Source organism: Cytobacillus sp. T106 (genome assembly GCF_040492155.1).
GTDB classification, from domain to species: Bacteria; Bacillota; Bacilli; order Bacillales; family Cytobacillaceae; genus Bacillus_AB; species Bacillus_AB infantis.
This window is the reverse complement of sequence record NZ_JBEUMK010000021.1, coordinates 18,209-41,851: the sequence shown is the minus strand read 5'-3', so window position 1 is coordinate 41,851 and position 23,643 is coordinate 18,209. Positions and strand designations below refer to the sequence as shown.

The following is a 23,643-nucleotide window of genomic DNA, read 5'->3' as shown; positions in this document are numbered from 1 at the left end:
AATAGCAGCTGTTGTTATATATCCATATTCTCATCGATAAAAACGCGTCTCCTGTCGGAAGATTGTTTATCTGAGGTGCAGGAGTTCCCGTTTTTTAGGAGAATATGTAATAGGGAGTTTCGTAAAGGTGGTGCAGGGTGATGAAGCATTCTTTCTCACGCTTTTTTGGCCTAGGCGAAAAGGAAGAACAAGAAATCGAAAAAGCTGATGAACAGTTAAATATAGAAGAAGAACCGACTAACAGGGAAGAAGTCAGGAAAATTCCGATCGGACAGATTGTGCCGAACCGTTTTCAGCCGAGAACGGTATTTGATGACGAGAAAATCGAGGAATTGTCCCGTACGATCCATACGCACGGGATCATCCAGCCGATTGTTGTCAGGGAATTCGATGACGGCAAATTCGAGATCATTGCCGGCGAACGCAGATGGCGGGCAATGAATAAACTGGGCTGGGATGAGGTGCCTGCGATTGTCAAGAATCTCAGCGACACTGAGACTGCTTCTGTCGCCCTGATTGAAAATCTCCAGCGTGAGGAGCTTTCACCGATAGAGGAAGCGGTTGCTTATGGAAAGCTGCTTGAGCTCCATAATCTGACCCAGGAGGCCCTGGCGCAGCGGCTTGGCAAAGGACAGTCCACTGTAGCGAATAAGCTCAGGCTCCTCAAGCTTCCGGAACAGGTCCAGGAAGCGTTATTGGGCAAGCAGATCACAGAGCGCCATGCCCGCTCCCTCATTCCGCTGAAGAATCCGGAAAAGCAGGTCAAGCTTCTGGAAGAAATCATTGAGAAAAGCCTCAATGTCAAACAGACGGAAGAACGAGTCGTCAAGCTGCTCGAGCAGAGCGAAAACAAGCCGAAGCCGAAACGGAAGGCTTTCAGCAAGGACATGCGGATAGCGGTCAATACCATCCGCCAGTCCCTCAATATGGTTTCAGACAGCGGCATCAATCTTGATTCCGAAGAAGAAGAATTTGAGGAATTCTACCAGTTCACGATCAAGATTCCTAAAAAGAAATGATAGATTGTGAGACACACTAAATAAGTAGACAAAACGCACTGTATTTCACACCGGAATCCGCAGTGCGTTTTTCATTATTATCACAACACAATGTTAAGGAGGAAAAAAGCATGAACAAGGACCTGTCTTCAGAACAAAGGGAAGAATTGCTGGGCACATTGAAGGACCGTTTTGAGAAAAATATGGAGCGCCATCAGAATCTTGATTGGGCTCAAGTGGAGGCGAAACTGGCTGAACATACTGATAAGCTCTGGACGCTCAATGAAATGGAAGTGACCGGCGGGGAGCCGGATGTTGTTGCTTATGATGAAAAAAGTGGTGAATACATATTCTGTGATTGTTCAGCGGAAAGCCCGAAAGGCCGCCGCAGCGTCTGTTACGACCGTGAAGCGCTTGAGTCCAGGAAGAAACATAAGCCTGAAAACAGTGCAATGGACCTGGCTGCCGAGATAGGCATCGAGCTTTTGACGGAAGATCAGTACCGGGAGCTTCAGAAGCTCGGAAGCTTTGACCTGAAAACATCCTCCTGGGTGCAGACTCCTGCTGAAGTCAGGGAGCTTGGCGGCGCCCTTTTCTGTGACCGCCGTTATAATCAGGTGTTCGTCTATCACAATGGCGCTGATTCGTACTATGCTGCGAGAGGCTTCCGGGGCAGGCTGAAAGTCTGAGCCTGCAGCAGGTAAAATATTCATTTCTCTTCAATCTGTGGGAATTTTAAGAAAAAACCTAACATCATATTCCATTCATGATAAAATAGAAGTCGTGACTCTAGTAAGCTTTTTTCTGATTGAATAGATTATGAATAGAATAGATATCATTGTTTAGAGGAATAAGGTAGGTGGCACCGTGGGGAAAATTATTGCGATTGCGAATCAAAAAGGAGGAGTCGGAAAGACGACGACCTCTGTGAATTTGGGAGCCTGCTTGGCATACATAGGCAAGAAAGTGCTGCTGGTCGATATTGATCCGCAGGGCAATGCGACAAGCGGGATCGGTATAGAAAAAGCTGATGTGGACCAGTGCATTTACGATGTTCTCGTCGATGATGTTGAAGCGCTGAAAGTGATCAAGCCGACGGCTGTCGAGAATTTATATGCTATTCCTGCGACCATTCAGCTCGCAGGGGCGGAAATTGAACTGGTTCCGACTATTTCCCGGGAAGTGAGACTCAAAAGGGCCCTTGAAGAAGTGAAAAAGGATTTCGATTATATCATCATCGACTGCCCGCCTTCCCTCGGTCTTCTGACCATCAACTCCCTGACGGCTTCCGATGCCGTCCTGATACCGGTCCAATGTGAGTATTATGCACTCGAAGGGCTCAGCCAGCTTTTAAATACGGTCCGCCTTGTCCAGAAGCATCTGAACCATGACCTGAAAATCGAGGGTGTGCTTCTGACAATGCTTGATGCCAGGACCAATCTGGGTATACAGGTGATTGAAGAGGTAAAGAAATACTTCCAGGATAAAGTCTATAAAACGATCATTCCGCGCAATGTCCGATTAAGTGAAGCGCCGAGCCACGGGGAACCGATCATCATCTATGATGCGAAATCCCGGGGAGCTGAAGTGTATCTAGATTTGGCAAAGGAAGTGATTTCGAATGGCTAAAGGTCTGGGAAAAGGGCTGAATGCTTTCTTCTCGAACGCCGAGGCAGATTCAGAGGAAACGATCCAGGAGATCAGGCTCTCGGAAATCCGTCCGAATCCTTATCAGCCCAGAAAAATATTTGACGAAGCAGCAATTGAAGAGCTGAAGCAGTCGATCCGGGAGCATGGCATCCTTCAGCCGGTCATCCTGAGAAAAAGCATCAAAGGCTTTGAAATCGTTGCAGGTGAACGCCGCTGCCGGGCTGCCAGGGAAGCCGGCCTGGAAAAAGTGCCATCGGTCATCAGGGAATTGACCGAAAAGCAGATGATGGAGCTGGCCATCCTTGAGAACCTGCAGCGCGAGGATCTCACTCCGATGGAAGAAGCGGCTGCCTATCAGCAGCTGATCGAGAAGCTGAAGATGACACAGGAAGAGCTTGCGAAAAGATTGGGGAAAAGCAGGCCGCATATTGCCAATCATATCAGGCTCTTGTCCCTCCCTCCGAAAATACAGGAACTGATTTCAAGCGGCAAGATCACAATGGGCCATGGCCGTGCACTTCTGGGCCTCAGGCAGAAGGAAAAGGTTCAGGCAACAGCTGACCGCGCGATAAAGGAAGGGCTCAATGTCCGCCAGCTTGAACAGCTGATCCATCATCTGAATGAGCTTGTTCCACGTGAAACAAAAAAAGTGAAGCAGCCGAAGGATGTTTTTATAAAAGCTCAGGAAACCTCCTTGCGGGAGCGGTTCGGAACCCCGGTCAGCATCAAGCAGAATAAGAACCAGAACAAAGGCAAAATTGAGATCGAATTTTTTTCAAAAGACGATTTGGACCGGATTTTACAAATATTGGACCAAGAACGTTCGTAAGCCATCATGGATGGCTTTTTCTTCTTTTTTCATAAACTACTATACAGATAAAGGTGAAATGCAATGTTTTTATTAGGCACTTTAGTGAATGGGCTGCTGATTGTCATCGGCACGCTTCTCGGCAAGCTGCTCCACCGCATCCCGGAAAGCATGAAAGGCACCGTCATGTATGCGATTGGACTGGCAGTCATCGTCCTTGGACTGCAGATGGGCTTCAAAAGTGAAAATTTCCTGATTGTTATCCTGAGTCTTGTGCTTGGGGCTGTGCTCGGCGAGTGGCTTGGGCTTGAGGATAAACTCAATGCAGTCGGCAATTGGCTGGAGAGAAAGATTGGGTCAAATGGACAGGGCAGCATTTCGCAAGGCTTTGTGACAGCAACCCTCATTTTTGTAATCGGAGCGATGGCCATCATCGGGGCATTGGACAGCGGCATCCGAGGCGACCATGATGTTCTGTATACCAAATCGATCATCGACGGCTTTACGGCGCTGATTTTGACCACTACTCTTGGAATCGGCGTCATCTTTTCAGCTATCCCAGTCGTCCTTTATGAAGGGCTGATTGCCCTCTTTGCAACCCAGATCGACCGGTTTGTTCCTCAGGCATTGATGGACCAGTTCATTCTAGAAATGACAGCGGCAGGCGGGGTGATGATCTTTGCGATCGGGCTTAACCTGACAGGATTGACGAAGATCAGGGTGGCCAATCTCCTGCCCGGCATCCTTGTGACGGCTGTTATCGTCACATCGATCTATTTTTACCAGCAGCTTGTTTGACAGAGGGTGGACGGCATTTGTCTGTCCATCCCCTTCTCTACTGATTCAGCTTTGCCTGTTCAGCTGTTCCCAGATCCCAGCTGATGCGCGGCCATGCATGCTTAAATCTTGCATTCAGGCTCGCTTCGTGGATTCCGGCAGCAATCGTCTTCGCCATCCTCAGCACAAGATTCAGCCTCGTATTCTGCAGAACGAAGAATTCCATAAATCCGCTTACATTCACAATTCCGGTGATATGCATATCGCCTACCTCAGGCAGCTCTTTATTCACGCCGGCTCCAGGCTTGACCGGGCCGGATCCGACCTGGATAACGCCTACGCTTTTCAGTCGGCCAAGGCATGCGTCAATTCCGATAATATAGGGACGTACATGCGATTCTTTGATTTCCTTCAGTTTTTCCTCCAGATTAACGGCATGGATCGGATCATCCAGCGTTCCGTATACATGAAAGGGAGCCACAGCCTTTTCTTCCAGAAGTGTGCCGACAAGCGGACCCAATGAATCTCCGGTAGAGCGGTCAGTGCCGATGCAGACAAAAACGACAGGGCGTACACCGATGCCTGGAGGCATGAAATTTAAGAGTTCAGCGGCCAGCTTGTTTGCAGCATCCTGTTCATCATGGGCAACGCGGGCACTGCTGGCCTTTTTTTCAAATAAGTTCGTTCTTAAGTTCATTGGTTCCACTCCCTCATTATGGTAGTAACAGTATACGGAAAAATTTTGTAATCTATACATACCTGCATCAGTAAAAAGATAAACAGAGAATCATATGTTGGTATGCTTACTGACTGTCCGTACGATCCTTTAATGGGTTAAAGGCACTTGTGCAGGCGGGGAAGGTTTATAGGAAAAGAATTTCTGGGAAGGCACTCACATGTCAGACTGTAAAAAATTCTTGCAAATTGTTAAAATGGATTTAATTTTATAAGATAAGAAAGTATTATTTTGAATTTCGGCTGCTCGCTGCAGCTGCGCCTATGGCCTTGAGGTACAAGCTTGAGACGGAATCTTGCAGACGTTTTTGCACGCCGCGGCATACTTATTTCGAGTCCTTCATTAAGGCGCTGGCGATTTTCTTATATAATTCACTAAAAGTAAGCGGGTGAAACCATGACTTCTACAGAAAAAATGCTTCAGGGAATTAAGGATCAGCTGTCCGATGAAAATATGTGGAGTGCCATTGGCCTTGGATTTTTGAAGATCATTGCCATTTTGATTGTATCAAGCCTGATCATCAGAATCGGCCGGGCGGCCATCCGAAAGGTCTTTGCCGTGCGGAGCCACTCGCCGCTGCGGATCAGCCACCGCCGGGAGGCTACACTGGTCAAACTGCTTGAAAATATCCTGACGTATGTGGTGTCTTTCATCATGATTATGATGATTCTCTCGACCTTGACGATTGATGTGGGTGCCCTCCTTGCAGGTGCCGGGATTGTGGGGCTTGCGGTCGGCTTCGGCGCTCAGAACCTTGTGAAGGATATCATCACCGGCTTTTTCATCATATTTGAAGACCAATTTTCGGTCGGAGACTATATCAGGGTCGACCAATTCGAAGGAACCGTAGAGGAAATCGGCCTCCGGACAACAAAAATTAAGAGCTGGACAGGTGAGCTTCACATCCTGCCGAACGGGAGCATCGTCCAGGTGACCAATTTCTCCCTTCATAACAGCGTCGCGTTTGTGGATGTGAGCATTGCGTATGAGGGGGATATCCAGAAGGCTGAGCAGGTGCTTAAGGACCTCCTGGAAACCCTGCCTGAAAAATATGAAGATATGGTCAAGACGCCCGAAATATTGGGCATCCAAAACCTGGCGGCATCAGATGTGGTTATCCGGGTGACGGCAGAGACAATGCCGATGAAGCATTTCTTTATCGCCCGTCAGTTGAGGAAGGAAATCAAGATGGCCCTCGATGCACATGGCATCGAAATTCCTTTCCCGCGCCTGGTCATGTATTCGCGCCAGGAAGAAAAGCCTGAAAAAAGCACGGGAAAAGCATAGGAGGAAAATAGCATGGAACCTAAAGAATATGGCCTGAATGATGTAGTAGAGATGAAAAAAGCCCATCCGTGCGGGGCCAACCGCTGGAAAATCATCCGCCTCGGCATGGATATCCGCATTAAATGCGAGGGTTGCTCGCACAGCGTCATGATCCCACGAAAAGAATTCAGCCGGAAAATGAAGAAAATCCTCGTGAAGCATGAAGAATAGTCATGCTTCTTTTTTCTGGAAGGGGATGGACTTGTCTTTTGCCCGGCAAATCTCTATAATTGTGGGAGGCTTGTCCAATTTTATGAAAACGAGAAACAGCCTTATAAAAATAGATTTCACCGTTTTTGAAATAGATGCTGAAATAAAAGTTGAGGAGTGACTGGCATGGCATTAACAGCTGGGATTGTAGGCTTGCCGAACGTTGGTAAATCTACATTATTTAATGCAATAACACAGGCAGGTGCGGAGTCTGCCAACTATCCGTTTTGTACGATTGACCCGAATGTGGGAATTGTTGAGGTTCCTGACCACCGGCTGAACAAGCTGACAGAGCTTGTTCAGCCGAAGAAAACTGTACCGACAACATTCGAATTCACAGACATCGCCGGAATCGTAAAGGGAGCCAGCAAAGGGGAAGGCCTCGGGAATAAATTCCTTTCGCATATCCGTGAAGTGGATGCAATCTGCCAGGTTGTCCGCTGCTTTGCTGATGACAATATCACACACGTATCCGGAAAGGTCGATCCGATTTCCGATATTGAAACCATCAACCTGGAGCTGATCCTTGCTGACCTGGAATCTGTTGAGAAGCGCATTGCCCGCGTCGGCAAAATGGCAAAACAGAAGGATAAGGAAGCTGTGGCAGAACTTGAAGTCCTCGAATTGCTCAAGGATGCGTTCGAGTCAGACAAGCCTGCCCGCACTGTGGAGTTCACAGAAGAGCAGCATAAAATTGCCAAGAACCTTCACCTCCTGACAATCAAGCCTGTCCTGTATGTAGCAAATGTGGGGGAAGATGATGTAGCAGATCCTTCTTCAAACGAATACGTCCAGAGCGTCAGGGATTTTGCAGAGAAAGACAATGCGGAAGTGATTGTTGTCTGTGCGAAAATCGAATCTGAAATCGCCGAGCTTGAAGGCGAAGAAAAGCAAATGTTCCTTGAAGAGCTTGGCATCGAGGAATCCGGTCTTGACCAGCTGATTCGTTCTGCTTACCACCTGCTGGACCTTGCCACTTATTTCACGGCAGGAGTGCAGGAAGTCCGTGCATGGACGTTCCGCAAGGGCATGAAGGCGCCTCAGTGTGCCGGCATCATCCATACAGACTTTGAAAGAGGCTTCATCAGGGCAGAAACTGTCCACTATGATGACCTGCTGGAAGCTAAGACCATGGCCGCTGCGAAAGAAGCAGGAAAGGTCCGTCTTGAAGGAAAAGAGTATATTGTTAAAGACGGAGATATCATTCATTTCCGCTTTAATGTGTAATAAGTATGATGAGAGGCTCCCGCTTTTGGGGGCTTTTTTTTGTTTGACTGGGGAAGATGCAGGGGGCGTTGAATTTTGAGGCACTCTGTGAGGGGCAAGGGATGTCAGAGTGCCTCATGTAGGAGTTTTGAGGCATTCTGTGAGGGGCTGAGGAGTGTCAGAGTGCCTCATGTAGGGGTTTTGAGGTACTCTGTGAGGGGTTGAGGTGTGCCAGAATGCTTCATGTAGGAGTTTTGAGGCATTCTGTGAGGGGCTGAGGTGTGCCAGAATGCTTCATGTAGGAGTTTTGAGGAACTCTGTGAGGGGCTGGGGAGTGTCAGAGTGCTTCATGTAGGAGTTTTGAGGCATTCTGTGAGGGGCTGAGGTGTGCCAGAATGCTTCATGTAGGAGTTTTGAGGAACTCTGTGAGGGGCTGGGGAGTGTCAGAGTGCCTCATAGCATGCCGTGGCTGAACACCCCCATCCGCCTTTCAATGGTACAGCTCCGGGCGCTAGCCTCTCGAGTGTCGGGACTGAGCAAGCGCCCTCCGCCTTTCAAGGCTGATTAACAATAAATTTACATGGGATTCAAATGGCTGTTACACATTCTTTTTACAATGAAGTAGAAGAAAGCGCTAAAGGAGGATGTGTGATGAGCCGTGCAAGAGCCTGGATCCGAAGGCAGGATGAGCTGTGGTTTCAATATTGCAACAGCAGATCGGAGGCAGCTTTCATCCGTTTTTTTCAAATGTTGACCCATTTGGGCGGTGCGCGGTTTACGGTTGTCCTGCAGCTGGTTCTTATGCTGGCGGGCCCCCCTACCCTTTTCAGGCCGGCAGCAGCTGCGTCACTTTCCCTTGCAGCAAGCCATCTTGCCGCAGTCCTGATCAAGCGGGCCGTTAAGAGGATCCGCCCCTTTCAGGTGCTTCCCGGCGTCCGTGTGCATGGATTTCGTTTCAAAGATCATTCTTTTCCGTCAGGGCATTCAACAGCCGCCTTTTCCCTGGCAGTTCCCTACAGCATTCTTTTCCCTCCATTCGCTCCCGCTTTATTGGCAGCTGCCGGTCTTGTCGCCCTTTCAAGGGTTGTGCTTGGCGTCCATTATCCTACCGATATTGCAGCAGGATCTCTGCTTGGCGCAAGTGCAGGCATCTTATTCGCAGCCATTGCCCAGTCATTTTAATATTGAGGAGGAATGAGAGTGAAGGTGGCGATTTTTTCTGATACCTTTTATCCCCAGATCAATGGGGTGGCTAACACGCTGAAGCGGCTCACAGACCATCTTGAGAAGCGGGATATAGAGTATATGCTTTTTATACCGGGACCCGCTGAGGGAATGTCCTATCCGAACGCAGCTGAGTTTCTGAGCATTCCTTTCTTTTTCTACCCTGAATGCAGAACGGCTGTGGCCAATCCCCGCAAAATAACGGAAAGGCTGCAGAAGTTTTCTCCCGATATCGTTCATATAGCCACTCCGCTGACAATGGGGCTTTATGGAATCCATGCGGCAAAAAAGCTGGGCATCCCGATCACCGGCTCCTACCACACCCATTTTGATCAATACTTAAAGCTTTATAAATGCCAATGGCTCTCCCCCCTATTCTGGAAATATATGAAATGGTTCCACCGTTCCTTCCAGCGCATATTCGTGCCGTCAAAAGATACGAAAACAATCCTTGAAGCCCAGGGGCTGCAGTCTGTATCGCTTTGGACACGCGGAGTTGACAGCCGGCTGTTTCATCCTGATCGAGATAAGGACGCAGCCAGGAAGAAATTTGGAATCAGGGAGCCTCATATCCTCTTATATGCAGGCCGGCTTGCACCCGAAAAGGATCTTGGCACCTTGCTGAAGACAATGGGAAGCCTCCCGGAAGAAATCCGGGAGCGGGTGCACTGGCTGATCGTCGGCGACGGACCTGAGTTCCAGCCATTCGCAAAGGAATCTGCCGGCAGGGGCAATGTGACAATGACCGGATATGTCACAGGCGAAGAGCTGGCCGGCCTATATGCAGCAGCCGATTTGCTCGTCTTCCCCTCTCCTACAGAAACATTCGGGAATGTGGTCCTTGAAGCCCTCTCTTCCGGTACCCCTGCCATTGTGGCAGACAAAGGCGGTCCTGCGGAAATCATCTCGGAAGGCAGGACCGGCCGGATTTGCCCGGCAGGCAGCAGCGGGGAATTTGCGAGTGCAATACAAGAGCTGCTTGGAGATCCCGTAAAGCTCGCCAGCATGTCCCGGGAAGCGAGGAGCTATGCCGAACGGCAGTCATGGGATAAAATCATGGACCAGCTGCTGGCAGAATATAAAGAGATTGCATTTGAGGGCGAATACCGCTTCCGGAATTTGGGATAAAAGAATGGATATTGTCCAATTGAATATGATATGATGAATATACCTCGGAATGAGGTTTTTTCTTTTTGGAAGGGATAATTGCTTTCCTTCCGGATATATGCTATAATTTCAACTTGTGAGTAATGAATAGTTACTCCTTGCCCGAATGGGCCGCTTAGACCAAAAGGAGGTGTAATGAGATGAGAAAGTACGAAATCATGTACGTCATCCGTCCAAACATTGAAGATGAGGCTAAAAAGGCTCTAGTTGAGCGTTTTAACTCTATCCTGACTGATAATGGTGCGGAACTGACTGAATCAAAAGACTGGGGCAAACGCCGCCTGGCTTACGAAATCAACGATTTCCGTGATGGCTACTACCAGTTGATCCACCTGAATGCGGAAGCTGCTGCAGTGGACGAGTTCACTCGCCTTGCTAAAATCAGCGAAGATATCATCCGCCACATGGTTGTTAAAGACGAAAAGTAAGACTTGAAATAGAACAGTTTTAAATAAGGAAGGAGTTGATTCTGATGATGAACCGAGTTGTTCTTGTCGGACGTTTAACGAAAGATCCTGAGTTAAGGTACACGCCAAATGGAGTGCCCGTTGCTTCCTTCACACTTGCTGTTAACCGTACTTTTACGAATCAGCAGGGAGAAAGGGAAGCTGACTTCATCAACTGTGTGATCTGGCGCCGTCCAGCTGAAAACGTAGCAAACTTCCTCAAAAAAGGAAGCCTTGCCGGCGTTGATGGACGCCTTCAGACCCGCAGCTATGAGGGACAGGACGGCAAGCGCGTCTACGTTACAGAAGTAATGGCAGACAGCGTTCAGTTCCTGGAGCCGAGAAATGCTTCAGGCGGTGCCCCTAGCGGCGGCCGTAATGACGGAAACTATGGCGGTCCTTCAAGAGAACAGGATTTCCCATATGGAAATAATGATCAGAATCAGCGACAAAACAATAACCGCAATCAAGGATATACGCGCGTGGATGAAGATCCATTCGCAAATGATGGACAAATCGACATCTCTGATGACGATCTGCCATTCTGATCTCCTTGATTGGACGGGTACACGATACTAAAACCAAAAGGAGGGAAATGACATGGCATTTGGAGGAGGACGCAGAGGCGGACGTGCAAAGCGCCGTAAAGTTTGCTACTTCACAGCAAACGGAATCACTCACATCGACTACAAAGATGTAGATCTTCTGAAAAAATTCATCTCTGAGCGCGGTAAAATTTTACCTCGCCGTGTAACTGGTACAAACGCTAAATACCAACGTAAATTGACTGTTGCTATCAAGCGTGCGCGTATCATGGCATTACTGCCTTACGTTTCAGGTGAATAATATATAATAAAAGAAGGGCGCCTTATGGGTGTCCTTCTTTTTTCATACATTAGAAGATTGTTTTGGATCTTTGATGCCCACAGGATTCGGGTCATGCAGACGCTGCCGCAGGATGTGGCGTTTTTAGTCTGCGTTCCTTTATAAAGGATCCTCCGCATTTCGATTGTCCAGCTTCAAAGCCTAGCCCCTCGAGTCATAAGCCACTTAGGAATTAAAGGCAAAGAACGCCTTTTATTCTTCCGCGTGTTATGCTTGTCGGGGCTGAGCAAGCACCCTCCGCATTTCGAAAGGTTGAACCAAGCCTTCATACCCGATAAAATAGTAATAGGAATATGTCTTTGACCTGCTGCTGGATGCAGCTTAGTATAAAGAGAATTTGAGAGGTGAAGCAGTGAAGAATGTCCATAAGTTGACTTCGGGTGCAGTCATGCTGGCAGTGTTTGCTGTCCTGATGCTGCTGACCCTTTACGTCCCTGTCCTGGGGGTTGTCACAAATCTGTTTTTAGCAGCGCCGTTTATCTTATTTGCTGCAACGAATGATCGCAAAAGCTCGCTGGTCTTTTTGACAGGGGGCATCCTCATTTCGCTGATTGTCGGGACGATACTGGCGATTCCGCTTGCGCTGCTCTATGGTATAACGGGAACTGTAATTGGGGATTTTATCCGGGAGAAAAAGTCGCGGTTCAGCACGTATATGGCAAGCTCACTTGCCTTCCTGATCCTGCTGGTTGCCCAATACGGGATCGCGGTCCAGTTTTTTGAGCTGAATGTGATAAAAGAATCGTTTGATATCTTAAAGCAGTCTGTCGATAAGATTGTGTCTTTGATGGAAAATCTCGGCCAGCCGCTCGATGAAAAGATGAAGGATCAGCTTTACAGCGGCATTGAATTGACCGAGACACTCATTCCGAGCTTGCTGATTATGGCATCATTTATCAATGTCCTGATCCTCCAGGCAGTATCCCTTCCAATCGTGAAGCGGTTTGGCGTGAATATGGAAAAATGGGGCCAGTTCCGGAATCTGTCCCTCCCGAAGAGTGTACTCTGGTATTATCTGATCACCATCATTGCGGCCCTCCTTCTGAAGCCGGAGGAAGGGACAGTCCTTTTTGATGCGTTTATAAATCTGAGTTTTATCCTGCAGCTGCTTATGATTGTGCAGGGGCTCTCGCTCGTCTTTTATTTCTGCCACATGAAAGGCTATCCAAGGGCCGTGCCGGTCATAGCCGCCGTCCTGAGCTTCATCCTGCCTTTTCTCCTTTATATTATCAGGATATTAGGTATAATTGACTTAGGATTCAATTTGAAAAAATGGTTAAAAGAAAAAGTCTGACACTACTGTAGGAGCTGAAAACATGCCATCGTATTTAGAAAAGCGATCCATCCGCTATCCGCTTTATTGGCTGATGGGAATAACAGTGGTGGTCCTTGGGATATTGGCATATTACAACTGGATCCTTGGCCTGGCAGGTGTGCTGCTGATTGTGCTGCCATTCTATTTCATTTTTATGATAGACTACCGCCAGCGCCGGGAAACAGAAGAGTATATATCAACACTCTCATACCGTGTCAAAAAAGTAGGCGAAGAAGCCCTGATGGAAATGCCGATCGGGATCATGCTCTTCAATGAAGAGCTGTATATCGAATGGACCAATCCATTCCTTGCTTCCTGCTTTGATGAAGATACACTGGTCGGAAGATCGCTTTATGATGCAGCAGAAACACTCGTCCCTTTGATCAAGCAAGAGGTGGAGTCTGAGATCATCACCCTCCACGAACGGAAATTCAGGGTCATACATAAGCCGGATGAACGGCTCCTGTATTTCTTTGACGTGACCGAGCAGACGGAAATTGAAAAGCTGTATGAAGATGAAAGGACCGTACTGGCCATCATCTTCTTAGATAACTATGATGAGCTGACACAGGGGATGGACGACCAGACGAGAAGCAGCCTCAACAATCTTGTCACCTCCCTCCTGAATAAGTGGGCGACGGACAATGGCGTCTTCCTGAAAAGGATTTCGTCTGAGCGCTTCATCGCGGTGTTCAATGAAAACATCCTCCAGCTGCTTGAAAGAGGAAAGTTCACGATCCTCGACGACGTCCGGGAAACAAGCTCGACCCAAAATGTCCCGCTCACCTTAAGCATTGGCGTCGGCTCCGGTGTCTCTTCACTGCCAGAGCTCGGTTCGCTGGCACAGTCAAGCCTTGACCTTGCCCTCGGCAGGGGGGGCGACCAGGTGGCCATCAAGCAGCCGAATGGGAAAGTCAAATTCTTCGGCGGCAAGACCAATCCTGTTGAAAAAAGGACGAGGGTCCGTGCAAGGGTGATTTCCCACGCATTGAAGGAATTGATCACTGAAAGCGATAAAGTTATCATCATGGGCCATAAAAGCCCGGATATGGACGCTGTAGGCGCTTCGATCGGCATCCTGAAGGTAGCTGAGATGAACCAGTGTGAAGGGTATGTGGTCATGAACTTTCAGGATATCGATACAGGCGTCCAGCGGATGATGAAGGAAATCCGCAAGAATGAGTCCCTCTTCTCGCGCTTTATCAGCCCTGAGGAGGCGCTTGAGATTGCGACGGATGATACCTTGCTTGTTGTGGTGGATACCCATAAGCCGTCCCTTGTCATCGAGGAGCGGCTGCTCAGCAAGATTGATCATGTGGTGGTCATTGACCACCACAGGCGCGGTGAGGAATTCATCAAGAACCCGCTGCTTGTCTATATGGAGCCGTATGCATCCTCGACAGCGGAACTTGTCACCGAGCTGCTTGAATACCAGCCAAAGAAAGGCCGGATCGAAATGCTCGAAGCCACCGCCCTTCTTGCCGGGATCATTGTCGATACGAAAAGCTTTACGCTCAGGACCGGTGCCCGAACCTTTGATGCCGCCTCCTATCTGCGCGGCCAGGGAGCGGATACCGTCCTTGTCCAGAAGTTCCTCAAGGAGGATGTCGACACCTATGTGAAGCGGGCCAAGCTGATTGAGACAGTATCCCTATACCGGGAAGGGCTGGCGATTGCAAAGGGGAACCCTGACCAGACATTCGATCAGGTGCTGATTGCCCAGACTGCCGACACCCTCCTGACAATGGATGGGATCGATGCTTCTTTTGTTATCTCCAAACGGGCAGATAATCTTGTTGGCATCAGCGCCCGCTCGCTCGGCGATGTGAATGTCCAGATCATCATGGAAAGCCTTGAGGGCGGAGGGCATCTCACGAATGCAGCAACACAGCTGACAGACATAACAGTCGATGAGGCGGAAGAGCGCCTTCATCAGGCTATAGATGATTACTTTGAAGGGAGACGGAAAGAATGAAAGTCATTTTCTTAAAAGATGTTAAAGGAAAAGGAAAAAAAGGTGAAGTCAAAAACGTGGCTGACGGCTATGCCCACAACTTCCTGCTGAAGCAGGGGCTTGCCATTGAAGCGAATCAGGCGAATATCAGCACACTGAGCGCACAGAAAAAGAAAGAAGAAAAGGTTGCTGCCAATGAACTGGAAGAAGCGAAAGAGCTTAAAGAAAAACTTGAAAAGATTACAGTAGAATTTTCAGCAAAATCAGGTGAAGGCGGAAGATTGTTCGGCTCCATCACAAGCAAGCAGATTGCTGAAGAGCTTAATAAAAAGAACGGCATCAAGATTGACAAGCGCAAAATCGAGCTCAGCGATGCGATCCGCACGCTCGGCTATACAAAGGTTCCTGTAAAGCTTCATACTGAAGTAACTGCTACATTGAATGTCCATGTAAAAGAAGTAAACTAATTTTGGAAGTTCCATTTACAGATAAACATGTTAAAATATAAGAGTTGAGAGAAATGTGGTCGGTGCCAAGCTGATCACATTTTTCCTGCTTAATCGGCCTTTTTTTGTGAATTCAATGGATTTTTGCATAGATTTTTAATAGATATAAAGATAGATAGGCATTAAGAGGGAGTTGGAATAGATGAGTGATCTGTTTGCAGACAGGCTGCCCCCGCAGAATATAGAAGCGGAGCAGGCTGTGCTCGGTGCCATTTTCCTGGAGCCGGCATCTTTGACGCTGGCATCTGAGATGCTGATCCCGGAAGATTTCTACCGGGCAGCCCACCAGAAAATTTACAACATGATGCTTAAGCTGAATGACGAAGGAAAGGCTGTTGACCTTGTCACTGTAACCGAGGAGCTGGCAGCTGCCAAGCTGCTGGAGGATACAGGAGGCGTCAGCTACCTGAGTGAATTGGCAGGCTCTGTGCCGACAGCGGCCAATATTGAATATTATGCGCGGATCGTCGAGGAGAAATCGCTTCTCAGAAGATTGATCCGGACGGCGACAGGCATCGCCCAGGACGGCTACTCCCGTGAGGACGAGGTTGAAGTTCTGCTCGGCGAGGCGGAAAAGAACATTCTTGAGGTGGCCCAGCGCAAAAATGCCGGCGCCTTTCATAATATTAAAGATGTGCTTGTGCGCACCTACGATAATATTGAAGTCATGCACAACCGCAAAGGTGATATCACGGGGATTCCGACGGGATTCGCCGAATTGGATAAAATGACTGCCGGTTTCCAGCGGAATGACCTGATCATTGTGGGCGCCCGTCCATCGGTTGGTAAAACAGCCTTTGCCCTGAATATCGCGCAGAATGTTGCCACCAAAACTAATGAAAACATCGCGATTTTCAGTCTTGAGATGGGTGCAGAGCAGCTTGTTATGCGTATGCTCTGCGCTGAAGGCAATATTGACGCCCAAAGGCTCAGGACCGGCTCACTGACAGATGATGACTGGGGCAAGCTGACGATGGCGATGGGAAGCCTCTCAAACGCAGGAATCTTCATCGATGACACGCCGGGTGTAAGGATCACCGAAATCCGTTCCAAGTGCCGCCGCCTGAAGCAGGAGCACGGCCTTGGCATGATCCTGATCGACTATCTGCAGCTGATCTTAGGAAGCGGCCGCTCCGGCGAGAACCGACAGCAGGAAGTATCGGAAATTTCCCGTTCCCTGAAGGCGCTCGCCCGTGAGCTCCAGGTTCCTGTCATCGCCCTGTCCCAGCTCTCCCGTGGAGTGGAGCAGCGCCAGGATAAGCGCCCGATGATGTCCGACATCCGTGAATCGGGAAGCATCGAGCAGGATGCCGATATTGTGGCATTCCTGTACCGTGACGATTATTATGATAAAGAATCAGAAGACAAGAACATCATTGAAATCATTATTGCCAAGCAGCGTAACGGCCCGGTCGGTACTGTCCAGCTGGCGTTCGTGAAGGAATATAATAAATTCGTCAATCTCGAGAAGAGGTTCGATGACTCAGGCATGCCGCCTGGTGCGTAAAGCCGCAGTTCTGTACTGCGGCTTTTTTCTGTGGAAAAAAGAATAGGACCTTTCTCATATGCAAAAACTAAAGGATAGCCTACAAAAAAATTCACGAACGTATTTTTATGATTTCTTTAAAAATGTTCGTGTTTCATTGACTTTTATCGCTTTCCCTTGGTAAAATTAGAGTTGTTTGAAGAACGGATACATATTTACACTCTTTGGAGGTGCTTTATAAATGTCATCAGTCGTTGTAGTTGGAACTCAATGGGGAGATGAAGGAAAAGGAAAGATTACAGACTTCCTTTCAGAAAATGCTGAAGTGATTGCCCGCTACCAGGGAGGAAATAATGCCGGCCATACCATCAAGTTTGGCGGGGAGACATACAAGCTTCATTTGATTCCATCCGGAATTTTTTATAAAGAGAAAAACTGTGTCATTGGAAACGGCATGGTTGTAGATCCGAAAGCCCTGCTCAAGGAGCTTGCGTATCTGCATGAAAGAAATATCACAACCGACAATCTGCGCATCTCAAACCGCGCGCATGTGATTCTCCCTTACCACCTGAAGCTGGATGAAGTGGAAGAGGAAAGAAAAGGCGCCAACAAGATCGGCACCACAAAGAAGGGCATCGGGCCTGCGTACATGGATAAAGCTGCCCGGAACGGCATCCGCATCGCCGACCTTCTTGACCGTGAAGTGTTTGAAGAGAAGCTGCAGCGCAATCTTGAAGAAAAGAACCGCCTGCTGGAGCGCTTCTATGAAACAGAAGGCTTCAAGCTTGAGGATATTCTTGAAGAGTATTATGAGTATGGCCAGCAGATCAAGCAGTATGTGTGCGACACGTCTGTTGTGCTGAACGATGCCCTTGATGAAGGCCGCCGTGTTCTGTTTGAAGGAGCACAGGGCGTTATGCTCGATATCGACCAGGGGACATACCCGTTTGTTACTTCTTCCAACCCGGTTGCGGGCGGCGTAACGATCGGTTCAGGAGTCGGCCCCACGAAAATCAAGCATGTTGTCGGCGTATCCAAAGCCTACACAACACGTGTCGGTGACGGACCGTTCCCGACTGAGCTTGATAATGAGATCGGCAATAGGATCCGCGAGGTTGGCCGCGAGTATGGTACAACTACGGGCCGTGCACGGCGTGTCGGCTGGTTTGACAGTGTTGTTGTCCGCCACGCCCGCAGGGTCAGCGGCATCACTGATCTGTCCCTGAACTCTATTGATGTTCTGACAGGCATCGAAACGCTGAAAATCTGTGTTGCTTACCGCTATAAAGGCGAAGTGATCGAAGAATTCCCGGCGAGCCTGAAGGTGCTTGCTGAATGTGAGCCTGTGTATGAAGAGCTCCCAGGCTGGACTGAGGACATCACTGGCTGCAAGTCGCTGGATGAGCTTCCGGCCAATGCCCGCCACTACCTCGAAAGAGTTGCCCAGCTGACAGGCATTCCATTGTCCATCTTCTCTGTCGGTCCGGACCGCTCACAGACAAATGTTGTCATGAGCCCTTGGCGCCAGAATTAATAGTTGAAGCCCTCGTTATGGGGGCTTTTTTTCATGGAAAGGCTAGGATGGGGACATTCAGCCTTTTTTGTTAAGAGTAATTTAAAGTTTCAGGAGCCTCTGTTTATTGGAGTGGAAGGCACGTAGACTCCTGCGGGACTGCAGCGGCAATGCTGAGACCCCGCAGACGCGGAGCGATGAGGAGGCTCAGCGTCGCCCCGGGGAAAGCGAAGTGCCTGGAACGGAAATGAACAGACCACATATGGACGCTATCACTCTACCCACATTTTGACGAACCAATCTATTTTCCCCTATGATTAGCATACATAAGAAGATTTTGTCAGGGGGGATAGTATGAACATTCTGGTTGTGGAGGATGATCGGACGATAGCGGCGGGGCTGGAGTATTCTTTGCAGAATGAGAAATATGGTACATTCGTATGCCATGATGCTGCGGGGGCGCGGGAATTGATCAGGACGAAGCTGGATGAGATTGATCTTTGCCTGTTTGATCTGGGGCTGCCGGATGGAAGCGGGTATGATTTGTGCTCACTTGTGAAAAAGCAGAGCGATCTGCCTGTCATTTTTCTCACGGCAATGGATGAAGAAGTGAATGTCGTGATGGGACTGGATATGGGGGCTGATGATTATATCACGAAGCCATTCCGGGTCCGCGAGCTGCTGTCGCGCATCAGGTCGGTGCTGCGCCGCTATGATAAGCAGGACAGGCAGACTGTCACCTTCCAGGCAATCACGGTTCATACCGGCGAAGGGAAGGTCTATAAGCATGGAGAAGAGATCCAGCTGACGGCCCTGGAGTACCGCCTCCTCCTGATCTTTGCGAACCATAAAGGGCAGGTGCTGACGAGGAGCCAGCTGCTCGATAAAATCTGGGACGTTGCCGGCGATTTTGTGAACGATAATACACTGACCGTCTACATAAAGCGGCTAAGGGAAAAGCTCGAGGACGATCCGCAAAAGCCTTCCATCATCAAGACCGTCCGCGGTCTCGGCTATAAGGCAGGCGACTGAGATGCTGCGGAACAAAGAATTCAGGACCTTTTTGTTCACAAGCATCGGCCTTGCAGTTCTATGTGTGCTGCTATCCTCCCTTTTATCCTGGCAGGCAGCCCTGGCAGCAGGGACGGCCTCTATCCTCCTTTTAGCTGCCTTTTTAATTTTCACTTCCTGGCGCTACCGTGAGATTGAAAAGCTTTCACGCTATCTAAGGAGGATCAGCAGTGGAGATTATATGCTCGATGTCCGGGATAATCATGAGGGCGAACTCAGCATTCTGAAATCGGAGATCTATAAGGTGACCATCAGGCTCTCAGAGCAGGGCGCCCTCCTGCAGGAAGATAAAACGAAGCTGACAGATGCGATTTCAGATATATCACATCAATTGAAGACCCCGCTTACCTCGATGATGGTCATGTCAGACCTGCTGAGTGATATGTCGCTTGCGGATGATAAGCGAAAAGAGTTTACCCGCCGCATTCAGGTGCAGCTGGAAAGAATCGAATGGCTGGTTTCCTCCCTTTTGAAGCTTTCAAAAATTGACGCTGGCACTGCCCTTTTTAAAACAGAAAGAGTGAATGTCCCGCAGCTGATCAAGGAGGCTGTTGAGCCGCTTCTGATTCCCATCGAGCTCAAAGAACAGGAGCTTCAGGTCAGAGGGGCAGAGGGCGTTTTCTTCACCGGCGATCATAATTGGACGAAGGAAGCATTGATCAATATCATTAAAAACAGCATCGAACATTCCAGTGAAAAAGGGCGTATCAGCATCAGCATCAGCTGCAGCCAAAATCCGCTCCTCACCGAAATTATTATCGAGGATAATGGCAAGGGCATCCTAAAAGAAGATCTTCCCTACATTTTCAAGCGCTTTTACCGGGGCAAGAATGCCTCGGAAGACAGCGTTGGCATTGGGCTGGCCATGGCATACGGGATCATGAAAAGGCAGGGCGGAGATATTGAAGTGGCCAGTAAAAAGGGTGTCGGAACAAGATTTACGCTGAAGTTTTACCACCAGGTCATTTAGCAGATGACTAAACTGTCACTTTAGAGTCACGCTAGAGTCATTTTCGCCAGATATACTGAACCTATCAAATCATTGGAGGCTCTAGCATGGAAATCTTGAAAATTGAGAATCTGTCTAAAGTGTACGGAAGCGGAGATACTGCTGTAAAGGCTTTGGATGACGTATCTTTTAGTGTCAATAAAGGAGAATTTGTCGCGATCATCGGCCCATCGGGATCCGGGAAATCGACCCTCCTTCATATGCTCGGCGGGGTGGACCGCCCTACAGGAGGCCGTGTGCTGGTCGATAACACTGATATTTACAAACTGAATGAAACACAGCTCGCCATCTTCAGGAGAAGGCAGATCGGACTGATTTACCAATTTTACAATCTGATCCCGATCTTGAGTGTTGAGGAAAATATCACGCTCCCAATGCTGCTTGACGGCCAGAAGGTCGACCGGGGGCAGCTTGAAGAAATTGTCGGGATCCTTGGACTGCAGAATCGCCTGTCCCATCTTCCAAACCAGCTGTCCGGCGGGCAGCAGCAGCGCGTGTCCATCGGCCGTGCCCTTATCAGCCGTCCGGCCATCATGCTTGCTGACGAGCCGACCGGGAACCTGGACAGCCGAAACAGCGGTGAAATCATGGAGCTTTTAAAAATGTTCAATAAAACTTATAAGCAGACACTGATTGTTATCACCCATGATGAGCGGATCGCGATGCAGGCTGACCGGGTCATTTCCATTGAAGACGGTAAGGTTGCGAAAAATGAGGTCATCCGGCCATGAATATCATAAACAAGCTGACATTGCGGCATTTGAAAAAGAACAGGAGAAGGACACTTGTCACGATTATCGGCGTCATCATCTCAGTCGCCATGGTTTCGGCGGTTTCCACCCTGTTTGTCTCCTTCCTCGGGATGATGAAGCAGGAAGCTATCCAGAATTCCGGGGATTGGCATGTCATCTACCGTGATGTGTCAGAAAGCCAGATGGAAGCGATACGAAAGGACGAGCAGACGGAAAAGCTGTTTTTCACAAGGGACAGGGGATATTCATCGCTTGAAAATCCCTCCAATAAAAATAGGCCTTATCTTTTTATCAAGGAATTCGATTCAGAGGGAATGGAGCACTTCCCTGTTGAATTGAGTGAAGGGCGCCTTCCAAAAAAGGAGAACGAAGTCCTTTTTCCAAAAGAAATCGTGGAAAAGCAGAATTACCAAATAGGCGATGAAATCACTCTTGAAATTGGGGACCGGCATATCCCAAATGATGACCGCTCTTTTGGCCAGGGGGATTATCTGCAGTACGATGAAACAGAAGTAATTGAAACATTAAGCAAAAAAGAGGAAGGCATCTTTACAATTGTCGGTACGATGGAGCGTCCGGAATGGGAGCCATACTCCGCACCCGGCTACACAATCGTTAGCTATATGGAGCAGGATCCCTTTAAGGGCGGAGCAGCTGATATCGGTGTAACGGTGAAAAAGGTGAACCGGTCGCTCTACGAGCATGCCAAAGAGCTGGCCGAAAAAAATGGAATTACTAAAGTCAGCTTCAATAGCGAACTGCTTCGTTATTATGGGGTGACCGATAGTGATAATCTGGCTATCACGCTTTATTCTCTTGCAGCCATTATCATATTAATTATTATCATCGGTTCGGTATCCCTGATCTATAATTCATTTGCCATCAGCGTCTCCGAGAGGGCCCGCCATCTCGGAATGTTATCCAGTGTCGGTGCGACCAAAACACAAAAACGGAATTCTGTCTTCTTTGAAGGGGCGGTAATCGGGGTGATATCCATCCCGCTTGGACTGCTGGCAGGAATCGGCGGCATCTTTGCAACCTTTCTGGTAATGAATCGGACCTTTGGCGATACCCTGGGGATAGACGATGGACTGACCTTAACCGTGACACCCATGTCCATCCTGCTTTCTTGCCTGATCTCGATTCTGACGATTTTCATCTCCACCTATATGCCGGCGAGGAAGGCTTCAAAGGTCTCTGCCATCGACGCCATCAGGCAGAGCCAGGATGTGAAGCTGACCGGCAAAGCGGTAAAAACGTCCAGATTGGTCAGGAAAATCTTCGGCCTTGAAGCAGAAATTGGTTTGAAGAATCTGAAACGGAATAAAAGAAGATATCAAGTGACAGTGTTCTCGCTGGTTATCACGATTGTTCTTTTCCTGGCAGTTTCCTATTTTACTGCAAACCTGAAGCAGTCGATTACGATGACACAGGTGAACTATAACTATGATGTACAGATATACAGTTCTGAAGATCAGGCAGCCCTTGAACCTTATATGAATCTAAATTATGTGAGTGATGCTTCCTTAATGGAGGAGGCCTATTTTTCAACATGGATCAATGAGTCAGAGCTGCCGGATGAAGTGAAGGCGCAGGAATATTATGAAGATATGCTCCAGGGTGGGAAATATCCTTATTCTCTCGTGCTGCATGGAATAGATGAGAAGAGCTTTAAAACATATGCTAATAAGATCGGAGCCGATGTGAATGAGCTCCAGGATAAAGTAATCATCCTTAATAAATTTGTGTACGAAGACGTACAGACGGGGAAAAAGATTGAAACTGGCGGAATCAACGGAAAGCCTGGAGATAAGCTGGATCTGTATCTCCCAGAGGAGAACAGTCCATTTCAATCCCTTGAAATCGGCTTTGCTGCTGTAGAGGCGCCGATGGGCATCCTGCCGCTAGGCAATTATGAAGTTCATCTCCTGATGCCTCAGAAGCAGTTCGAACAGCTGAAGCAGAATAGTGCAGAGACTTCTTATTCCTTGTTCCTGGACAGCTCAAAGCCTGAAGAAATGCAGGATCAGCTTGATCAGATCGAGTCAGAAAATCTTATGATCCAGAATGTCTATCAAAACCGTGAACGGGATGAACAGATGGTAACGTTCATGTCAGTTTTCACCTACGGCTTCATCACGCTGATTTCCGCCATTTCAATTGCGAATATCTTTAACACCATTTCAACGAGCATTGCGCTCAGGGGCAGGGAGTTCGCCATGCTGAGATCAATCGGGATGACACCGAAGGGCTTTAATAAAATGATCAACTATGAAAGCATCTTTTATGGACTCAAGGCCCTGCTGTACGGGCTTCCGATCTCACTCGGTGTTATGCTGCTCATGTATTGGTCATTGGAGAATACATTCCAATACTCATTCGCCGTACCATGGATAAGTGTTCTGATCGCCATCGCTGCGATTTTCATCATCGTGAGCGCCGCCATGCTTTACTCGATTCAAAAGGTGAAAAAGCAGAACATTATTGATGGCCTGAAGCAGGAAAATATCTAAAAATATATGCCTCTCCAGTGCAAAAAGGAGAGGCATATGTTTGCTTTCAGCTGAGAATGGTATACAGATAGAGGCGGCATTCTAGCTTGCA

General features: G+C 48.5%; 23 protein-coding genes. 22 read left to right on the top strand and 1 reads right to left on the bottom strand.

What is annotated here, in order from left to right; genetic code table 11:
- Positions 1–140: 140 nt before the first annotated feature.
- The 5 genes from noc to ABU165_RS23065 all read left to right on the top strand — a co-directional run bounded on the left by noc (position 141) and on the right by ABU165_RS23065 (position 4,254).
- Positions 141–1,019, top strand: coding sequence for a nucleoid occlusion protein (gene noc / locus ABU165_RS23085; RefSeq protein WP_101548487.1), 879 nt, complete (start codon positions 141–143; stop codon positions 1,017–1,019).
- 110 nt (positions 1,020–1,129) lie between these two features.
- A complete protein-coding gene (locus ABU165_RS23080; protein ID WP_101548488.1) occupies positions 1,130–1,687 on the top strand; it encodes a DUF4256 domain-containing protein in 558 nt (185 codons plus the stop codon).
- Between the two features lie 178 nt (positions 1,688–1,865).
- Positions 1,866–2,627, top strand: coding sequence for a ParA family protein (locus tag ABU165_RS23075; protein WP_009796303.1), 762 nt, complete (start codon positions 1,866–1,868; stop codon positions 2,625–2,627).
- A complete protein-coding gene (locus ABU165_RS23070; protein ID WP_009796302.1) occupies positions 2,620–3,477 on the top strand; it encodes a ParB/RepB/Spo0J family partition protein in 858 nt (285 codons plus the stop codon). Before ABU165_RS23075 ends, ABU165_RS23070 begins: the two co-directional genes overlap by 8 nt.
- Before the next feature lie 63 nt (positions 3,478–3,540).
- Entirely contained in the window at positions 3,541–4,254 is a 714-nt protein-coding gene (locus ABU165_RS23065) for a DUF554 domain-containing protein (RefSeq protein ID WP_009796301.1), read from the top strand.
- A gap of 37 nt (positions 4,255–4,291) precedes the next feature.
- Here ABU165_RS23065 and yyaC read toward each other — a convergent pair whose 3' ends face one another.
- Positions 4,292–4,930, bottom strand: coding sequence for a spore protease YyaC (gene yyaC / locus ABU165_RS23060; RefSeq protein WP_009796300.1), 639 nt, complete (start codon positions 4,928–4,930; stop codon positions 4,292–4,294).
- Between the two features lie 435 nt (positions 4,931–5,365).
- On the opposite strand from yyaC, the gene ABU165_RS23055 reads away from it, so the two are divergent.
- The 17 genes from ABU165_RS23055 (at position 5,366) to ABU165_RS22975 (ending at position 23,552) form a co-directional block, all read left to right on the top strand.
- Positions 5,366–6,256 carry a mechanosensitive ion channel family protein gene (locus ABU165_RS23055; RefSeq protein ID WP_009796299.1) on the top strand — a complete coding sequence of 297 codons (891 nt, stop codon included), beginning with the start codon at positions 5,366–5,368 and terminating at the stop codon, positions 6,254–6,256.
- A gap of 12 nt (positions 6,257–6,268) precedes the next feature.
- Positions 6,269–6,466 carry a DUF951 domain-containing protein gene (locus tag ABU165_RS23050; RefSeq protein ID WP_022544631.1) on the top strand — a complete coding sequence of 66 codons (198 nt, stop codon included), beginning with the start codon at positions 6,269–6,271 and terminating at the stop codon, positions 6,464–6,466.
- A gap of 165 nt (positions 6,467–6,631) precedes the next feature.
- Positions 6,632–7,732: a redox-regulated ATPase YchF gene (gene ychF / locus ABU165_RS23045; protein WP_009796296.1), complete on the top strand. Its 1,101-nt coding sequence runs from the start codon at positions 6,632–6,634 to the stop codon at positions 7,730–7,732.
- Positions 7,733–8,362: 630 nt separating this feature from the next.
- Complete coding sequence (locus ABU165_RS23040) at positions 8,363–8,893, top strand: phosphatase PAP2 family protein (protein WP_318061034.1); 531 nt, start codon at positions 8,363–8,365, stop codon at positions 8,891–8,893.
- Positions 8,894–8,905: 12 nt separating this feature from the next.
- On the top strand, positions 8,906–10,063 hold the full coding sequence (locus ABU165_RS23035; RefSeq protein ID WP_311226162.1) for a glycosyltransferase family 4 protein: 1,158 nt from the start codon (positions 8,906–8,908) through the stop codon (positions 10,061–10,063).
- 179 nt (positions 10,064–10,242) lie between these two features.
- Positions 10,243–10,530 (top strand): 30S ribosomal protein S6, encoded by a 288-nt coding sequence (gene rpsF / locus ABU165_RS23030; protein ID WP_009796293.1) that lies wholly within the window; start codon positions 10,243–10,245, stop codon positions 10,528–10,530.
- Positions 10,531–10,574: 44 nt separating this feature from the next.
- On the top strand, positions 10,575–11,096 hold the full coding sequence (ssb, locus tag ABU165_RS23025; protein WP_022544627.1) for a single-stranded DNA-binding protein: 522 nt from the start codon (positions 10,575–10,577) through the stop codon (positions 11,094–11,096).
- 52 nt (positions 11,097–11,148) lie between these two features.
- Positions 11,149–11,394, top strand: coding sequence for a 30S ribosomal protein S18 (gene rpsR, locus ABU165_RS23020; RefSeq protein ID WP_009796290.1), 246 nt, complete (start codon positions 11,149–11,151; stop codon positions 11,392–11,394).
- Between the two features lie 391 nt (positions 11,395–11,785).
- Positions 11,786–12,727: a YybS family protein gene (locus ABU165_RS23015; RefSeq protein WP_318061033.1), complete on the top strand. Its 942-nt coding sequence runs from the start codon at positions 11,786–11,788 to the stop codon at positions 12,725–12,727.
- Between the two features lie 22 nt (positions 12,728–12,749).
- On the top strand, positions 12,750–14,723 hold the full coding sequence (locus tag ABU165_RS23010) for a DHH family phosphoesterase (protein WP_009791714.1): 1,974 nt from the start codon (positions 12,750–12,752) through the stop codon (positions 14,721–14,723).
- Complete coding sequence (gene rplI / locus ABU165_RS23005) at positions 14,720–15,169, top strand: 50S ribosomal protein L9 (RefSeq protein WP_009791713.1); 450 nt, start codon at positions 14,720–14,722, stop codon at positions 15,167–15,169. The genes ABU165_RS23010 and rplI overlap by 4 nt, the downstream gene beginning before the upstream one ends.
- Before the next feature lie 181 nt (positions 15,170–15,350).
- Positions 15,351–16,715: a replicative DNA helicase gene (gene dnaB / locus ABU165_RS23000; protein WP_009791712.1), complete on the top strand. Its 1,365-nt coding sequence runs from the start codon at positions 15,351–15,353 to the stop codon at positions 16,713–16,715.
- Between the two features lie 220 nt (positions 16,716–16,935).
- Positions 16,936–18,228: an adenylosuccinate synthase gene (locus ABU165_RS22995; RefSeq protein ID WP_009791711.1), complete on the top strand. Its 1,293-nt coding sequence runs from the start codon at positions 16,936–16,938 to the stop codon at positions 18,226–18,228.
- Positions 18,229–18,561: 333 nt separating this feature from the next.
- The gene (locus ABU165_RS22990; protein ID WP_022544624.1) at positions 18,562–19,239 is read left to right on the top strand and encodes a response regulator transcription factor; all 678 of its coding nucleotides are present in this window, start codon (positions 18,562–18,564) and stop codon (positions 19,237–19,239) included.
- Between the two features lies 1 nt (position 19,240).
- Positions 19,241–20,248: a sensor histidine kinase gene (locus ABU165_RS22985; protein ID WP_318061032.1), complete on the top strand. Its 1,008-nt coding sequence runs from the start codon at positions 19,241–19,243 to the stop codon at positions 20,246–20,248.
- A gap of 86 nt (positions 20,249–20,334) precedes the next feature.
- On the top strand, positions 20,335–21,018 hold the full coding sequence (locus ABU165_RS22980) for an ABC transporter ATP-binding protein (protein ID WP_009794707.1): 684 nt from the start codon (positions 20,335–20,337) through the stop codon (positions 21,016–21,018).
- A complete protein-coding gene (locus ABU165_RS22975; protein WP_318061031.1) occupies positions 21,015–23,552 on the top strand; it encodes an ABC transporter permease in 2,538 nt (845 codons plus the stop codon). The genes ABU165_RS22980 and ABU165_RS22975 overlap by 4 nt, the downstream gene beginning before the upstream one ends.
- The last annotated feature ends 91 nt before the right edge of the window (positions 23,553–23,643 follow it).

Bases quoted from the DNA above. Each gene is read 5' to 3' on its own strand.
- ABU165_RS23050 (WP_022544631.1), top strand. From the start codon at position 6,269: ATGGAACCTAAAGAATATGGCCTGAATGATGTAGTAGAGATGAAAAAA.
- ABU165_RS23055 (WP_009796299.1), top strand. From the start codon at position 5,366: ATGACTTCTACAGAAAAAATGCTTCAGGGAATTAAGGATCAGCTGTCC.
- ABU165_RS22975 (WP_318061031.1), top strand. From the start codon at position 21,015: ATGAATATCATAAACAAGCTGACATTGCGGCATTTGAAAAAGAACAGG.
- rpsR (WP_009796290.1), top strand. From the start codon at position 11,149: ATGGCATTTGGAGGAGGACGCAGAGGCGGACGTGCAAAGCGCCGTAAA.
- ABU165_RS23080 (WP_101548488.1), top strand. From the start codon at position 1,130: ATGAACAAGGACCTGTCTTCAGAACAAAGGGAAGAATTGCTGGGCACA.
- ABU165_RS23040 (WP_318061034.1), top strand. From the start codon at position 8,363: ATGAGCCGTGCAAGAGCCTGGATCCGAAGGCAGGATGAGCTGTGGTTT.
- noc (WP_101548487.1), top strand. From the start codon at position 141: ATGAAGCATTCTTTCTCACGCTTTTTTGGCCTAGGCGAAAAGGAAGAA.
- ABU165_RS22990 (WP_022544624.1), top strand. From the start codon at position 18,562: ATGAACATTCTGGTTGTGGAGGATGATCGGACGATAGCGGCGGGGCTG.
- ABU165_RS23035 (WP_311226162.1), top strand. From the start codon at position 8,906: ATGAGAGTGAAGGTGGCGATTTTTTCTGATACCTTTTATCCCCAGATC.
- ABU165_RS23065 (WP_009796301.1), top strand. From the start codon at position 3,541: ATGTTTTTATTAGGCACTTTAGTGAATGGGCTGCTGATTGTCATCGGC.
- rplI (WP_009791713.1), top strand. From the start codon at position 14,720: ATGAAAGTCATTTTCTTAAAAGATGTTAAAGGAAAAGGAAAAAAAGGT.
- ABU165_RS22985 (WP_318061032.1), top strand. From the start codon at position 19,241: ATGCTGCGGAACAAAGAATTCAGGACCTTTTTGTTCACAAGCATCGGC.
- ABU165_RS22995 (WP_009791711.1), top strand. From the start codon at position 16,936: ATGTCATCAGTCGTTGTAGTTGGAACTCAATGGGGAGATGAAGGAAAA.
- ABU165_RS23010 (WP_009791714.1), top strand. From the start codon at position 12,750: ATGCCATCGTATTTAGAAAAGCGATCCATCCGCTATCCGCTTTATTGG.
- ssb (WP_022544627.1), top strand. From the start codon at position 10,575: ATGATGAACCGAGTTGTTCTTGTCGGACGTTTAACGAAAGATCCTGAG.
- ABU165_RS22980 (WP_009794707.1), top strand. From the start codon at position 20,335: ATGGAAATCTTGAAAATTGAGAATCTGTCTAAAGTGTACGGAAGCGGA.
- rpsF (WP_009796293.1), top strand. From the start codon at position 10,243: ATGAGAAAGTACGAAATCATGTACGTCATCCGTCCAAACATTGAAGAT.
- ychF (WP_009796296.1), top strand. From the start codon at position 6,632: ATGGCATTAACAGCTGGGATTGTAGGCTTGCCGAACGTTGGTAAATCT.
- dnaB (WP_009791712.1), top strand. From the start codon at position 15,351: ATGAGTGATCTGTTTGCAGACAGGCTGCCCCCGCAGAATATAGAAGCG.
- ABU165_RS23070 (WP_009796302.1), top strand. From the start codon at position 2,620: ATGGCTAAAGGTCTGGGAAAAGGGCTGAATGCTTTCTTCTCGAACGCC.
- yyaC (WP_009796300.1), bottom strand. From the start codon at position 4,930: ATGAACTTAAGAACGAACTTATTTGAAAAAAAGGCCAGCAGTGCCCGC.